The following is a 14,641-nucleotide window of genomic DNA, read 5'->3' as shown; positions in this document are numbered from 1 at the left end:
TTCCGCGCGCGGCGAAAATATTCTCGACAAGAAAACGCGTTCCGGTACGAATCGAAAACCACTGCCGCGATCGAGTGCGCGCGCGATAGCCGGCTGCGCTTTTGGGTTAACCCTCGGCTGTTTTTTTATTGCGATTGTTTGCCGGATCTTTCAACGGATCGTGTAGGTTTTACGACGGCAGCGCGGCATCCGCGTGCGCGGCCGCGCCGCGCTCCGCCGCGCCGCGACGATCCGCGCGGATCATGTCGCTCGCGCGCTCGGCGATCATCAACGTCGGCGAGTTCGTATTGCCCGACGTGATCGTCGGCATCACCGACGCATCGACGACCCGCAGCCCCGTCACGCCAAGCACGCGCAGGCGGCTGTCGACGACCGCGTGCGGATCGTCCGCGCGCCCCATCCGGCACGTGCCGACCGGATGGAAGATCGTCGTGCCGACCGCGCCCGCCGCGGCGATCAATTCTTCCTCGCTCAGATACTGGGAGCCCGGCAGGATTTCCTCGGGTGCATAGCGCGCAAGCGCGGGCGCGGCGGCGATCCGGCGCGTGAGGCGCAGCGCGTTCGCCGCGACGTGACGATCGTAATCGGTCGACAGATAGTTCGGCGCGATCGACGGCGCGTGCGCCGGGTCGGGCGACGTTGCATGAATGCTGCCGCGCGACGTCGGCCGCAGATGGCAGACCGAAGCAGTGAACGCGTTGAAGCGATGCAGCGGCTCGCCGAAACGCTCGAGCGACAGCGGCTGCACGTGGTATTCGAGATCGGGCCGCGCGAGCGACGGATCGTTCGGGTCCGATTTCGCGAACGCGCCCAACTGCGACGGCGCCATCGACATCGGCCCGCGCTGCATCAGCGCATATTGCAGGCCAATCCACAGCTTGCCCCACCAGTGCGCGGACAGCGTGTTGAGCGTGCGCACGCCGCGCACGCGAAACGCCATGCGCAACTGCAAGTGATCCTGAAGGTTTTCGCCGACGCCGCGCAGATCCGCGACCACGCCGACGCCAAGCGCCTGCAGCCGGTTGCCGTCGCCGATGCCGGACAGCTCGAGCAGCGGCGGCGAATTCACGGCGCCCGACGCGAGCAGCACTTCGCCGCGCGCGCGCGCGACGAAGGGCGCGCCGCCGCCGCGATACTCGACGCCCGCGCAGCGCTTGCCGTCGAACACGAGCCGCTCGGCCTGCGCGCCGGTGATCACGGTGAGGTTCGGCCGCGAGAGCGCGGGACGCAGGAACGCCTTCGACGCGTTCCAGCGAATGCCGCGCTTCTGATTGACTTCGAAATAACCGACGCCCGTGTTGTCGCCGCGATTGAAATCGTCGGTCGACGGAATGCCCGTCTGCTGCGCGGCCTGCGCGAACGCTTCCAGGATCTCCCAGCGCAGCCGCTGCTTCTCGACGCGCCACATGCCGCCCGCGCCGTGCGCGTCGCTCGCGCCCGCGTGATGATCCTCGCTGCGCTTGAAGACCGGCAGCACGCTGTCCCATGACCAGCCCGCGTCGCCCGTCGCCCGCGCCCATTCGTCGTAGTCGTCGCGCTGGCCGCGCATGTAGATCATCCCGTTGATCGACGACGAGCCGCCCAGCACGCGCCCGCGCGGATACGACAGCGCGCGGCCGTTCAGGCCCGCTTCGGGCTCGGTCTTGTAGAGCCAGTCGGTGCGCGGATTGCCGATGCAATACAGATAGCCGACCGGAATGTGGACCCAGTGATAGTCATCCTTGCCGCCGGCTTCGAGCAGCAGCACGGTCACGTCGGGGTCCTCGGTGAGCCGGTTCGCGAGCACGCAGCCCGCCGTGCCGGCGCCGACGATCACATAATCGAATTCGCCTTCGAGCGTACGTTCGGTAGCCACCTTCTCCGTCTCCTCAATATGGGTGCGGCGGTCCTTGCGCGGGCCGCCGTCGTGCGCGCCGCGGCGCAGGCCGCGCGTCGCGCCCGCTGTCGTGTCGTGCCGTGCCGTGTCGTGTCGTGTCGTGTCGTGCCGTGTCGTGCCGTGCCGTGCCGTGCCGTGCCGTGCCGTGCCGTGCCGTGCCGTTAAAGCATAGACCGCGCGCGGGCCCTTTGCGGTGCGCGCGCGGCAGCGTCAGTGCATCGGTTGCGCTCGCGTCACTTCGCGACGGGCATCGTGAACTCCGCGCCCTTCGCGATGCTGTCCGGCCAGCGCTGCATCACGCTCTTGTAGCGCGTGTAGAAACGCACGCCCTCCTCGCCGTACGCGTGGTGATCGCCGAACAGCGAGCGCTTCCAGCCGCCGAACGAATGCCACGCCATCGGCACCGGAATCGGCACGTTGATGCCGACCATCCCGACCTGGATCTGCCGCGCGAACGCGCGCGCGATGCCGCCGTCGGACGTGAAGCACGACACGCCGTTCGCGAACTCGTGCGCGTTGATGAGCGCGACCGCGCTTGCGAAGTCCGGCACGCGCACGACGGCCAGCACCGGCCCGAAGATTTCCTCGCGGTAAATCGACATGTCGGTCGCGACGTCATCGAACAGCGTGCCGCCGAGAAAAAAGCCGCTCTCGCACCCTTCGACGACGTGATCGCGCCCGTCGACGACGAGCTTCGCGCCCGCCGCGACGCCCGCGTCGATATACGCGGACACCTTCGCGCGATGCGCGGCCGTCACGAGCGGCCCCATTTCGACGTCGGATTCCATCCCGTCGCCGATCTTCAGCGTCTTCGCGCGTGCGGCGAGCCGCTCGACGAGCGCGTCGGCGACGCCGCCCACCGCCACCGCCACCGAGATCGCCATGCAGCGCTCGCCCGCCGATCCGTAAGCGGCGCCGATGAGCGCATCGACCGCCTGATCGAGGTTCGCGTCCGGCATCACGACGAGATGGTTCTTCGCGCCGCCGAGCGCCTGCACGCGCTTGCCGCGCCGCGCGGCTTCCGTGTGAATGTATTCGGCGATCGGCGTCGAGCCGACGAACGACAAGGCGGCAATGTCCGGATGTGCGATCAGCGCGTCGACGGCGGTCTTGTCGCCGTGCACGACGTTGAACACGCCGTCGGGCAGCCCCGCTTCCTTCAGCAGCTCGGCGAGCCGGATCGACGCCGACGGATCGCGCTCGGACGGCTTCAGCACGAACGTATTGCCGCACGCGATCGCGACCGGGAACATCCAGCACGGCACCATCATCGGGAAGTTGAACGGCGTGACCCCGGCGACGACGCCGAGCGGCTGCCGCAGGTTCCAGTTGTCGATGCCGCCGCCGATCTGATCGGTGAAATCGGTTTTCAGCAGGCTCGGAATCCCGCACGCGAACTCGACGATCTCGATGCCGCGCATCACTTCGCCCTTCGCGTCCGAGAACACCTTGCCGTGCTCGCGGGTGATCAGCTCGGCGAGCTCGTCGTGATGGCGGTCGAGCAGTTCCTTGAACTTGAACATCACGCGGGCGCGCTTGAGCGGCGGCGTCTCGCTCCACGCGGGGAACGCCGCGGCCGCGGCCGAGACGGCCGAACCGACTTCCGCGACGGTGGCGAGCGGCACGCGCGCCGCCACGTTGCCGAACGCCGGGTTGAATACGTCGCCGTAGCGGTCGCTCGCGCCGTCGACCGCGCGACCGCCGATGAAATGGGTCAATGCGCGCACGCGCGAATCGTTCGAATGGGTGCTGCCGTTCATGTCGTCCTCCGTGTTTGCCGTCGCCGCGCTCGGCTGCGCACGCGAGCCGCGTGCGTCGGGAAAGAAGCGTACCCGCGAGCCCCGTACGCGATCCAATGAGTTATGCTCAATTGCGTTATAAGCAGCGCTAATATTGCTCGATGGACCTGACTCTGCTCCGCGCGTTCGTCGCGGTCGCGCGCGAGGGCAATCTCACGCGCGCGGCGACGCAACTGCATCTGACGCAGCCCGCCGTCAGCCTGCAGATCAAGAATCTGCAGGATCTGCTCGGCGTCGGCCTGTTCGTGCGCACGTCGCGCGGGCTCGTGCTCACGCGCGACGGCCAGGCGCTGCTGCCGCACGCGGAGCGCGCGCTCGACGCGGCGGCCGACGTGAAGCGCGCGGCCGCCGCGCTGCGGCACGAAGTGCGCGGGCGGCTGCGGATCGGCACGATCCTCGACCCCGAATTCCTGCGGCTCGGCGGCTTCCTGAAGCGGCTCGTCGAAACCTATCCGCAGATCGAGACGGCGCTGCGGCACGGGATGTCCGGCTGGGTGCTCGATCAGGTCCGCTCGCGCGAGCTCGACGTCGGCTACTACATCGGCCGGCCGGAAGAAGACGATCCGCGCGACGCCGGGCGCTTCCACACGGTGACGCTCACGCAGTTCCGCTATCGGGTGCTCGCGCCCGCCGGCTGGAAGGAACGCGTGCAGCGCGCGCGCACGTGGCGCGAGCTCGCCGCGCTGCCGTGGATCTGGACGCCCGCCGCGTCCGCGCACCAGCGGCTCCTGTCGCGCCGCTTCGCCGACGCGCTCGTGCAGCCCGTCAAGGTCGCCGAAGTCGATCAGGAGACGTCGATGCTCGATCTCGTCAAGTCGGGCGTCGGCCTGACGCTCGCGCGCGACTCGGTCGCGCTGCGGGAAGCGCACGCGCACGCGCTCACGATCGTCGAGCATGTCGCCGTGCCCGCCGAGCTCACGTTCGTCACGCTCGCCGAGCGGCGCGACGAGCGCGCGATCGCCGCCGCGCTGCGCCTCATCGACGAGCAATGGGCGATATGAGCGCCGCTGATGATCGAAGCGGCGGCGAAGACCTGGACAGGTGGAACGCCACGGTCGCGACCTGAATTGAATCAGGGCACGCCTCGCGCAATCGCTTCGGCGTCGAATCGCGTGATTGCGGCGCAATGTCGCGCCGCGACCGTCGCGCTCGATCCCACTCATCGCGCCGGGCCGCACCAAGTCGCGCCGCGCCCAATCGTGCCGTGCCGCACCGCGAATCGCGCCGTGCCGCGCGGCGTCGCCGCAAACGGCGCCGCCCTTGCGCATGACGTACCCGGCCACGGCGCGCCGCTCACCGGGCTCGACCGCCCGCCGCGCGGCCGTTTCCGCCGAATGCGGCAGGCCCCGTTGCACGTCGCGTCAAAAGCGCTCGCGCCCCGATAGAATGGGGCTTCTGGATGGTTCGTCCGGACCCGCAAACGCTCTTCACAGGAGACCCGCATGGCCCGCAACATCGAGATCAAAGCCCGCGCGCGCGAATTCGAACGATTGCGCGAACGGGCCGCCGAGCTGGCGCCCGACGCGCCCCTCTTCTACCGCCAGCAGGATTTCTTCTACGACGTGCCGCGCGGCCGGCTAAAGCTGCGCCGCTTCGAGGACGGCACGCCCGCCGAGCTGATCTTCTATCAGCGCGACGACCAGGACGGCCCGAAGGCGTCGTACTACACGCGCAGCCCGGTGACGAATCCGGACGCAATGCACGCGCTGCTCGCGACCGCGCTGACGACCCGCGGCATCGTGACAAAGGAGCGGCACGTCTACCTGGCGGGCCGCACGCGAATTCACCTCGACCGCGTCGACGGCCTGGGCGACTTCGTCGAGCTCGAAGTGGTGCTTGCGCCGGACGACGACGAGGAAGGCGGCCACGCGGAAGCGCACGCGGTGTTCGAAAAGCTCGGCGTGTCGAGCGACGATCTCGTCGCGGTTGCGTACGTCGATCTGCTGAACGCGCAGGCCGAACCGGCCGCGTAACGCACGCCGGCGAGGCGGACGTGCGGGCAAAGCGCGCCCGCCCGCCGGCCGCCTGTCGTCAGCCGCGCCGCGCCCGCGTCACGCGTCACGCGGCGGGCGCGCCGGACGCGAGATGGCCGAGCGGCAGCGGCCCGTTGCGCTTGAACGTCGTGAGCACGATGTTCGAGCGTACGCTGTCCACGCCCGGCACCCGCATCAGCTTCTTCATCACGAACGACGACAGCGCGTTCAAATCCGGCGCGACGATCCTGAGCAGATAATCGGCGTCGCCGACCACCGCATGACATTCGAGCACTTCGGGCAGCACGTCGATCTGCTGCTGGAACTGCTCGATGATCGAATCGCCGTGATGCTTGAGCTTCAGGCTCGTGAACGCGGTGACGCCGAGCCCGAGCCGCTCGGGCCGCAGCACGACGCGGTAGCCGTCGATCACGCCCGCCGCCTCGAGCCGCTGCAGCCGCCTGCCGATCTGCGACGGCGACAGCGGCACTTCCTCGCCGAGCTGCTGATGCGTCGCGCGGCCGAAGCGCTGCAACACGTCGAGCAGCGCCAAATCGAAGTGATCGAGTTCCAGCATGAAAATTCTCCGCGTGATTTTGCGTATCAATGCGAGATTATCGCATTTAAAGCCGAATAGCCGCTGACTTTGCGCCCAATCCGCGCAAGTCCCGCCCTACACTTGCAGGCATCCCAACCGATGCGAAGCAAGCGTTCACCATGTCCACCGTCGTCACCGCGAAACTGAAGGAACAGTTCGACGCGGGCCTCGAAACCCGCGCCGATTTCACCATCGACCAGCCGCTCGCCCGCTACGGCGAGGCCGACCACGCGGTGTGGCGCCAGCTCCATGCGCGCCAGGCGTCGCTGCTGCGCGGCCGCGCGTGCGACGCGTTCGTCGACGGGCTCGCGCGCATCGGCCTGCCGGCCGATCGCGTGCCGTCGTTCGCCGACGTAAACCGCCGGCTCGAGCCCGCGACCGGCTGGCGCATCGTCGCCGTGCCGGGCCTCGTGCCGGACGCCGTATTCTTCGAGCACCTCGCGAACCGGCGGTTTCCGGTCACCTGGTGGATGCGCCGCCCGGACCAGCTCGATTACCTGCAGGAGCCGGACTGCTTCCACGACCTGTTCGGCCACGTGCCGCTTCTCATCGATCCGGTGTTCGCCGACTACATGCACGCGTACGGCCGCGCGGCGCTCGGCGTCGCCGACGATCCGCGCGCGCTCGCGCTCCTTGCGCGCCTCTATTGGTACACGGTCGAATTCGGCCTGATCCGCGATGCGCGCGGCGAAAACGGGCTGCGAATCTACGGCGCGGGCATCGTGTCGAGCAAGGGCGAGACGCTCTACAGCCTGGAGAGCGCGGCGCCGAACCGGATCGGCTTCGATCTCGAACGCGTGATGCGGACCCGCTATCGAATCGACACGTTCCAGAAGACCTACTTCGTGATCGACGATTTCGCGCAGCTCTTCGCGCTCGCCCACGTCGACGCGCGCATGCTCGCCGCCCGCCTCGCCGACGCGCCCGAGCACGCGGCGGGCGCGGTGCTTGACGGCGATCATGTGCTCACGCGCGGCACGGGCGAAGGCTGGGCAACCGATGAAGACGCCTGACGAACAATTATGAAAGAATGGCCGATACGGCGCGCCGCCGCGCGAACTGGCTCGGCCGCGCCGCCATCGGACGAGGTATGAAAATGATTCACAAGCTCACATCGGAAGAACGCAAGACGCAACTCGAAAGCCTGCCTCACTGGACGGCCGTCCCGGGCCGCGACGCGATCCAGCGCAGTTTTCGCTTCGCCGATTTCAACGAGGCGTTCGGGTTCATGGCGCGCGTGGCGATCAAGGCGCAGGAAATGAATCACCATCCCGAGTGGTTCAACGTCTACAACCGCGTCGACGTCACGCTGTCGACGCACGACGCAGACGGCCTCACCGAACGCGACATCAAGCTCGCGCATTTCATCGAGGAAGTGGGCAAGCACGCAAAGGCTGCGTAATTACCCTGATGGAGATTCGAAAACGGATCGTCAACGTATCGCTTTCAGTAAGCGTTTTCTATGCTGAATGAAGCGAAAGCCTTCAGCCTTCCAAGCCGTTGTTAAGTCGAACGTAAGAGTCCCATGCGTTGCGTGCTTTAGGGTCTAATCCTTCCAGTTGCAGCGCACTTTGGCGCTGTACAATCAGCAACGCATACGGTTTGGAAAGCGCGCTAGCCTCTTCGCAGAGTTCGAGTTCGTCGCCGCTCGACGGCGAGCGGGCCCGCCAGAAATTGATCGCGGCTTCGAGTTCGTGGATCGAAATATCGGACATGATCGAAATGTTCGTTGCTGGCCGTCCTGCTCGTTGCCGGGCATGCGACGTTTTCGTGGAAATGGCGTCGTGCTGTCCCGCGTGCCTGAACCGCCAACCCATTGTACTTGAGCGAATCTCATGCGACTCCTTCTGATCGAAGACGACCGCCCCATCGCACGCGGCATTCAAAGCAGCCTCGAACAAGCGGGCTTCACCGTCGACATGGTTCACGACGGCATCTTTGCCGAGCAGGCGCTCGCGCAAAATCGCCACGAGCTCGTGATCCTCGACCTCGGCCTGCCCGGCATCGACGGCATGACGCTGCTGTCGCGCTTCCGCCAGACCAACCGCCACACGCCCGTCATCGTGCTGACCGCGCGCGACGAGCTGAACGATCGCGTGCAAGGCCTCAACTCGGGCGCCGACGACTACATGCTCAAGCCGTTCGAGCCCGCGGAGCTCGAAGCGCGGATTCGCGCGGTGATGCGCCGCAGCGGCCCGCACAGCGACATGCCGCGCCCGGAAGTGTCGCTCGGCGGCGTGCGCCTGTCGGGCGTCGATCGCCGCATCTTCAACGACGACAAGCCGCTCGAGCTGTCGCCGCGCGAATTCGCGGTGCTCGAAATGCTGCTGCTGCGTCACGGGCGCGTCGTCAGCAAGGCGCAGCTGCAGGATCACCTGACGCACTTCGGCGGCGATCTCGGCGACACCGCGATCGAAGTCTACGTGCACCGGGTGCGCAAGAAGCTCGAGCAGTGCCGTGTCGAGATCGTCACGGTGCGCGGCTTCGGCTATCTGCTGCAGGAGATCCGCCAGACGGCGAGCGTCTGACGGCCTGACGCCGCGCGTGCGGCACGCCGCGGCCGCGCGTGCCGCACGCCCTACCCGCGCCGCTTCGCGAAGCGGCGCTTATCTTTTTCTTTCGCGCGATGTCCCTTGATCCGGCTGTGACCAGCCTGCGCCGCACGCTGTTGCGCCGCCTCGCCGCGCCGCTGTCGATGCTCGCGCTGATGAGCGGCCTCATTGCGTACTGGCTCGCGTGGCAATACACACAGCATGTCGTCGATCGATCGCTCGCCGATCTCGCATCGGCCATCTCGAAACAGATCCAGATCGCCGGCCCCGATGCGCCGTTCACGGTGCCGCCCCTCGCGCAGGCGATGTTCTCCGATCCGACCGAGCAGCTGATCTACCGGATCAGCGACGGCGAGCACGAGCTTGCCGGCGATCCGAAGCTGCCGCTGCAAGGCACGAGCGTGCGCCGGATGCACGTTGCGTACGTGTTCGAGGCCGAATACGAAAACCAGGCGGTGCGCGTGGCGCAAGTGCGCGTCGAGCAGACGGAAAGCGGCAATCCGATGATCGTCGAGGTTGCGCAGCCGGTGCGCTACCGCTACCGGATCGCGGCCGAATTCCTGGTTGCGATCATGATGCCGCTGCTGCTGCTGCTGCTCGCCGGCTGGGGAATCGTGTGGCGCGTCGTCAATCAGCAGCTCGGCCCGCTCACGCATCTCGCCGATTCGCTGAACCGGCAGACCCACACGTCGCTTGAGCCCGTCGACGAAACCGAGGTGCCGCTCGAAATCCGGCCGCTCACGAGCGCGATGAACGCGCTGCTCGGCCGCCTGAAAACCGCGCTCGACGCGCAGCGCAAGTTCATCGCCGACGCCGCGCACCAGTTGCGCACGCCGCTCACCGCGATCAAGCTGCATGCGGAACAAGCGGCCATCGCGCGCGATCCGCAGCAGGCGCTGACCGCGGTGCGCGAGTTGCGCTCGGCGGCAGACCGTGCGGTGCGGCTGTCGAATCAATTGCTGTCGCTCGCGCGCGCGGAGCCCGGCGAACAAGCGGCCCGCTTCGTCGACGTCGATCTCGCCGGCCTCGCGTTCGAAACCGGTGCCGAATGGGTGCCGCGCGCGCTCGCCGCGCACGTCGATCTCGGCTTTCAGCGCGGCGACGGCCGCGCCGACGACGAGCCGCTCATCGTGCGCGGCAATCCGGTGCTGCTGCGCGAGGTGATCGCGAACCTGCTCGACAACGCGCTGAAGTACGTGCCGCTCGCGCGGCCGCAAGGCGCGCGGATCACGGTCGACGTGTCGCGAATCGCGCTCGGCGACGGCATGCCCGCGGCCGAGATCGTCGTCGAGGATAACGGCTCCGGCGTGCCGGCGGGACAGCAGGCAGACCTCTTCAAGCGCTTTTTCCGCGGCGACGCGCAAAGCGGCAGCGGCGTCGAGACGGGCGCGGGCCTCGGCCTTGCGATCGTCCACGACATCATCGCGATGCACGGCGGCACGGTGTCGTACTCGGACGCGCCCGAAGGCGGCTCGCGCTTCGTCGTGCAGGTGCCGCTCGCGGACAAACCGTCTGCGCCCGCGCCTCGTCCGTCGGAATCGCCGACCGCTTCGGCCTGACGAAGCTGCTGCTCGTGCGGCCGCGTGCCGCGCGCGAGCGGTTCGACGTGCGGATGCGATGCGCATGATCGGGCGATGCGGCTCGCCGCATGCGCGTCACGTCGTCCCTCGGAAGAATCCGAATGCCCGATTCACGGCCGCGTATGCGGCAATCGAAACGCGCGCCGAAGGAACATTCGCGCGCGACACCGCTGGACGACGCGTTCTCGAACGCACTCGACGACTCGGCCCAACGACGCGCGTCGCCGCCGCCAAACCTCCGCAGCCGCGCGCGAGCCAATTAGTTGGGATCGGAAAATATCGGGACGGCCCGTCTCGATTCGGCCGTCCTATCGAACGAAATCGCGGCGCGCGCCCGCCGTTCGCATCGCATCACCGCGGCGGCGTCACTTCTTCTTTTTCTTATCCTTGTCCTTGCCGCCTTTCTTTGCCTTCTTCTTTTTCTTGCCTTCGTCTTCTTCCGGCGTCGCCAGCAGCGTGCCCCGGCACGACGCCGCGCCGCAACGGCACGCGTATTCGCGCTTGAGCTTCTTCGTCAGGCGCGCATCGATCACGAGGCCGTAGTCGTAGAACAATTCTTCCTGCTCGTCGATGTCGCGCAGCGCATGGATGAACACGCGCCCGCCCACTTCCTCGGCTTCGCAGTTCGGCGCGCACGAATGATTGATCCAGCGCGCGCTGTTGCCGTTGATCTTGCCGTCGATCACACCGCCCTCTTCGAGCGCGAAGTAGAACGTGTGATTCGGATCGTTCGGGTCGTGCGGATGGCGGCGCAGCGCCTCTTTCCACGAGATCCGCTCGCCCTTGTATTCGACTACGCGCTCTCCCGCCTTGATCGGCGCCGCGGCGAATACGCCCTTGCCGTGAACGCCCGAGCGGCGTACCACGATCCTGCGTGAACTCATCGAACGAATCCTTTGAAGACGACTTGAAACTGAAACGATCGCGCCGCGCATCGCATGTCGCTCGCGCCGCTTCGTCGGCCGCGACGCATGCGGCATTGCATGCCGTGCGTCGGCCGAGTGCGAATCACCCGAATCCTACACGTTCGGGATTGCTTCGTTCAACATCGAACGGCCGCTCGACGCTCGAAACCGCGCGAAATCAGCGGAAATCACGGTGCGCCGCGAATCGGCGGGCGCGCTGCCCGCCCATCACTCTCCGATCACTCCCCGATCACTCGCCCACGCCTCGCGCGAATCCGAGTGCGCGCACCAAGCTCAACGCTGGCCGAACGACGCGTCGCCGAACAGCGCCTTGTGCTCGCGCGGCTGCGAACGCCAGTACTGCGGCGGCGCACTGACCGTCGCGCCGAGCTTCGCGGCCGCGTGCCACGGCCAGCGCGGATCATAGAGCATCGCGCGCGCCATCGCGACGAAGTCCGCATCGCCCGCTTCGATTAGGCGATTCGCGTGCTCGGGATCGGAGATGAGGCCGACGGCGACCGTCGGCATGCCGGCCGCGCGCTTGACCGCCTGAGCGAACGGCACCTGATAGCCGGGCGACAGCGGAATCTTCTGCAGCGGCGACACGCCGCCCGACGACACGTCGATCCAGTCGCAGCCGCGCCGCTTCAGCTCGTGCGCGAACGCGATCGTCTCGTCGAGCTCCCAGCCGCCCGACACCCAATCGGTCGCGGACACCCGCACGCCAACCGGACGATCGTCCGGAAACGCGGCGCGTACCGCGTCGAACACTTCGAGCGGAAAGCGCATCCGGTTCTCGAGCGAGCCGCCGTACGCATCGGTGCGGCAATTCGCGAGCGGCGACAAAAATTGATGCAGCAGATAGCCATGCGCCGCGTGCACTTCGAGCGCATCGATGCCGAGACGCGCCGCACGCTTCGCCGATTCGACGAACGCTCGGCGCACGCGTTCGAGCCCGGCCGCATCGAGCGCGAGCGGCGGCGGCTCGTCGTCTCGATGCGGAATCGCGGACGGCGCATGCGGCTGCCAGCCGCCCCGGTCGACGGGAATCAACTCCCCGCCGTTCCACGGCACGTCGCTCGACGCCTTGCGCCCCGCGTGCGAGATCTGCATCGCGACTCGAATCGGCGAATACTTGCGGACCGCCGCGAGCACGGGTTCGAGCGCGGCTTCGGTCGCGTCGCTCCACAAACCGAGATCCGCGGGCGATATGCGGCCATCGGGCTCGACCGCCGTTGCTTCGATGCAGAGGAGCCCCGCCCCGGAGAGCGCGAGATGACCGAGATGGATCATGTGCCATGCGCGCGCCTCGCCGTTTTCGGCGGAGTACTGGCACATCGGCGAAATCACGATGCGATTGGGAAGGGTCACGCCGCGCAGCGTGAACGGAGAAAACAACGCGCTCATGGCAGCCGCTCTCACGTAGGAAGTCGAGCGACCGAGGTTAGCACGCGGCGCGCACGCTTGCCGCGAGCGCCATGACGCGCGGAATGGAACTGGACGGAAACGGTACCGCGATCGGCAGCGCGCCTCGCACCTGCCGCATTCGCTCGGATACGCGCGGCCGAAAACGGCCAAGCGCGGCGGCCCTACAGCCCGACGGAATCGAGCCACTCGCCGAACATCGCACGCGCGGCGCGTTCGAGCGTCGGGCCGAGCTGCGCAGTCTGCTCGCGCAATCGTTTCGCGTCAGTCCCGGGCGTTGCCGCGATCTCGCCCGCATGACCGATCAGCCAGGGCTCGAAGCGGTCCGCGCGGATCTCCGGATGGCATTGAAGCGCGAGTACGTGCGTGCCCCACGAGAAAGCCTGGTTGCGGCACGTCGGCGTCGATGCGAGATGGATCGCGCCCGCCGGCAGGTCGAACGTGTCGCCGTGCCAATGCATCATCGACGTGATCGCGCCGTCGACATGGCGCAGCGGTGACGCGCGCCCCGCGTCCGTCAGCGTGAGCGGCATCCAGCCGAGTTCCTTCGTCGCGGCCGGATACACGCGTGCGCCGAGCGCACGCGCGATCAGCTGCGAACCGAGACAGACACCGAGCGTCGGCAAGCCGGCCTCGATTCGCTTGCCGACGAGCGCCGTGAGCGGCGCCGTCGTCGGATACAGCTCGTCGTCGTACGCGCTGATCGGCCCGCCCAGCATGACGAGCAGCGACGGCTCGAGCGGGTCGAGCGCCTCGACGCGAGAACCGCCGACGTCGACGTACCGCACACGCCGGCCGCGCTCGCCGAGCACCTGCTCGAAACTCCCGAGGTCCTCGAAATGCACGTGGCGAATCGCAACGGCTTCAGCGTTCATCAGCGCCTCCGGCGAGAACAGGCGGCCGCCCGACGCGCATCACGCCTGCGCGAAGAGCTTCCAGGTCTTCTTCTGCGTCAGAGCGTCCGCTTCCTCGTGCACCGCGCAGTCGAGACGCAGGTCGCTGTCCGTCATCGTCAGATCGAGCAGCGAACAACGGTACGTCGGCTTACGCGCCGCTTTGCCCGGCTGGAAGTGCTTGCACGTCACGCACATCCGGTGCGGCGGAATGTCGCCGTTGACCTGCAGTTCGCGCAGCGTTTTCAACAGCGCGCGATACAGCACGCCCTGCTCGTCGCTGCCGAGCGTGCCGACCGCCTTCGACAGAAAGTCGGGCCACTGCAGCGCCTTCTTCGCCGCCGCGCGGCCACGCGCGCTCAAGCGCACCGCGAGCGCGCGGCCGTCGTCCAGCGCGCGACGCTTCTCGACTAGCCCCTTGTGCTCGAGCGTGCTCACCGCATCGCTCGTCGTCGCGGCGGTCAATTGCGTTTCGCGCGCAATCTCGCCCAGACGCATCGGCCCCTTGCGTTGGAGCAGCAGCACGAGGATTTCACCTTGCGTCGGCGTCAACCCCGCGCCTTCCGCCCAATCCCATGCCTGGCTCCGCATAGCCGTGCTCAACCGCAACAGGCTGTGGGTCACTCGCCCCGAAGCCTGGTTCCCGTAAACACCTTCGCTCATAGTCTTTTCGCTGTTGCCGGCCGTCTTATGAAGGCGGCCGTTTGTGGGGAGATCAGGTCTCGATCTCTGTCTCAAAAGGGCGCGCCCGGCCGAGCGCACCCGACATGTTCGCCGCGAGGCACACGCCGCGAACCTGCACGCGGTTTCAGCACCCCCGTCGGCGCCGACCACCGCGAAGCCGACATTCTAAGCGAGAGCGGAAAATCGCACAGCTAAGTTATCCCATCAAATCTGTGGATAACGCCTGAATAAGCACAGGAATGAACTGTGTGTCGTTTCTTGACAACTCGGAGCACAGGCTCGCCGAAAAAAATTCCGTCCCCGCGCATCCGCCGGAATTCTTACTCGATCCGCAGCGTTGTCAATGCCACAGGCCT

15 protein-coding genes are annotated in these 14,641 nt (G+C 67.3%); 7 read left to right on the top strand and 8 right to left on the bottom strand.

Going from position 1 to position 14,641, the window contains the following annotated elements; genetic code table 11:
* Positions 1 to 169: 169 nt before the first annotated feature.
* A complete protein-coding gene (locus X946_RS17855) occupies positions 170 to 1,855 on the bottom strand; it encodes a GMC family oxidoreductase (RefSeq protein ID WP_038750121.1) in 1,686 nt (561 codons plus the stop codon).
* Positions 1,856 to 2,109: 254 nt separating this feature from the next.
* Entirely contained in the window at positions 2,110 to 3,636 is a 1,527-nt protein-coding gene (locus tag X946_RS17850) for a CoA-acylating methylmalonate-semialdehyde dehydrogenase (protein WP_038750244.1), read from the bottom strand.
* A gap of 140 nt (positions 3,637 to 3,776) precedes the next feature.
* Here X946_RS17850 and X946_RS17845 point away from each other — a divergent pair, with 140 nt between their 5' ends.
* Positions 3,777 to 4,676 (top strand): LysR family transcriptional regulator, encoded by a 900-nt coding sequence (locus tag X946_RS17845; RefSeq protein WP_038750119.1) that lies wholly within the window; start codon positions 3,777 to 3,779, stop codon positions 4,674 to 4,676.
* 441 nt (positions 4,677 to 5,117) lie between these two features.
* Entirely contained in the window at positions 5,118 to 5,648 is a 531-nt protein-coding gene (locus tag X946_RS17835; protein ID WP_038750114.1) for a class IV adenylate cyclase, read from the top strand.
* Between the two features lie 85 nt (positions 5,649 to 5,733).
* On the opposite strand, the gene X946_RS17830 is transcribed toward X946_RS17835, so the two are convergent.
* The gene (locus X946_RS17830) at positions 5,734 to 6,225 is read right to left on the bottom strand and encodes an Lrp/AsnC family transcriptional regulator (protein ID WP_004195800.1); all 492 of its coding nucleotides are present in this window, start codon (positions 6,223 to 6,225) and stop codon (positions 5,734 to 5,736) included.
* A 140-nt stretch (positions 6,226 to 6,365) separates the two neighbouring features.
* Here X946_RS17830 and phhA point away from each other — a divergent pair, with 140 nt between their 5' ends.
* Together phhA and X946_RS17820 are read left to right on the top strand one after the other, a co-directional pair.
* Positions 6,366 to 7,259, top strand: a complete 894-nt coding sequence (phhA, locus tag X946_RS17825; protein ID WP_038750111.1) for a phenylalanine 4-monooxygenase — start codon at positions 6,366 to 6,368, stop codon at positions 7,257 to 7,259.
* Positions 7,260 to 7,276: 17 nt separating this feature from the next.
* Positions 7,277 to 7,648, top strand: coding sequence for a 4a-hydroxytetrahydrobiopterin dehydratase (locus X946_RS17820; RefSeq protein ID WP_226377176.1), 372 nt, complete (start codon positions 7,277 to 7,279; stop codon positions 7,646 to 7,648).
* 82 nt (positions 7,649 to 7,730) lie between these two features.
* Here X946_RS17820 and X946_RS17815 read toward each other — a convergent pair whose 3' ends face one another.
* Complete coding sequence (locus X946_RS17815; protein WP_038750108.1) at positions 7,731 to 7,961, bottom strand: DUF3717 domain-containing protein; 231 nt, start codon at positions 7,959 to 7,961, stop codon at positions 7,731 to 7,733.
* Between the two features lie 120 nt (positions 7,962 to 8,081).
* On the opposite strand from X946_RS17815, the gene X946_RS17810 reads away from it, so the two are divergent.
* Both X946_RS17810 and X946_RS17805 read left to right on the top strand, forming a co-directional pair.
* On the top strand, positions 8,082 to 8,774 hold the full coding sequence (locus X946_RS17810; protein WP_004195796.1) for a response regulator transcription factor: 693 nt from the start codon (positions 8,082 to 8,084) through the stop codon (positions 8,772 to 8,774).
* Positions 8,775 to 8,890: 116 nt separating this feature from the next.
* Positions 8,891 to 10,357 carry a sensor histidine kinase gene (locus X946_RS17805; RefSeq protein WP_038750106.1) on the top strand — a complete coding sequence of 489 codons (1,467 nt, stop codon included), beginning with the start codon at positions 8,891 to 8,893 and terminating at the stop codon, positions 10,355 to 10,357.
* Between the two features lie 386 nt (positions 10,358 to 10,743).
* On the opposite strand, the gene X946_RS17800 is transcribed toward X946_RS17805, so the two are convergent.
* The 4 genes from X946_RS17800 to X946_RS17785 all read right to left on the bottom strand — a co-directional run bounded on the left by X946_RS17800 (position 10,744) and on the right by X946_RS17785 (position 14,264).
* Positions 10,744 to 11,262, bottom strand: a complete 519-nt coding sequence (locus X946_RS17800; RefSeq protein ID WP_038750102.1) for an SET domain-containing protein — start codon at positions 11,260 to 11,262, stop codon at positions 10,744 to 10,746.
* A 315-nt stretch (positions 11,263 to 11,577) separates the two neighbouring features.
* On the bottom strand, positions 11,578 to 12,690 hold the full coding sequence (locus tag X946_RS17795) for an NADH:flavin oxidoreductase/NADH oxidase (protein WP_038750099.1): 1,113 nt from the start codon (positions 12,688 to 12,690) through the stop codon (positions 11,578 to 11,580).
* Between the two features lie 182 nt (positions 12,691 to 12,872).
* A complete protein-coding gene (locus tag X946_RS17790; RefSeq protein WP_038750096.1) occupies positions 12,873 to 13,583 on the bottom strand; it encodes a glutamine amidotransferase in 711 nt (236 codons plus the stop codon).
* A 39-nt stretch (positions 13,584 to 13,622) separates the two neighbouring features.
* Complete coding sequence (locus X946_RS17785) at positions 13,623 to 14,264, bottom strand: MarR family winged helix-turn-helix transcriptional regulator (RefSeq protein ID WP_038750094.1); 642 nt, start codon at positions 14,262 to 14,264, stop codon at positions 13,623 to 13,625.
* On the opposite strand from X946_RS17785, the gene X946_RS31560 reads away from it, so the two are divergent.
* Positions 14,217 to 14,480 (top strand): diguanylate cyclase, encoded by a 264-nt coding sequence (locus X946_RS31560; protein ID WP_081989731.1) that lies wholly within the window; start codon positions 14,217 to 14,219, stop codon positions 14,478 to 14,480. The two genes, X946_RS17785 and X946_RS31560, sit on opposite strands and share 48 nt — an antisense overlap.
* Positions 14,481 to 14,641: the final 161 nt, after the last annotated feature.

The sequence above is a fragment of the Burkholderia sp. ABCPW 111 genome, assembly GCF_000773065.1.
Taxonomy (GTDB): Bacteria; Pseudomonadota; Gammaproteobacteria; order Burkholderiales; family Burkholderiaceae; genus Burkholderia; species Burkholderia savannae.
The sequence above is the reverse complement of the archived record's forward strand: the minus strand, read 5'-3'. Positions and strand labels throughout refer to the sequence as shown.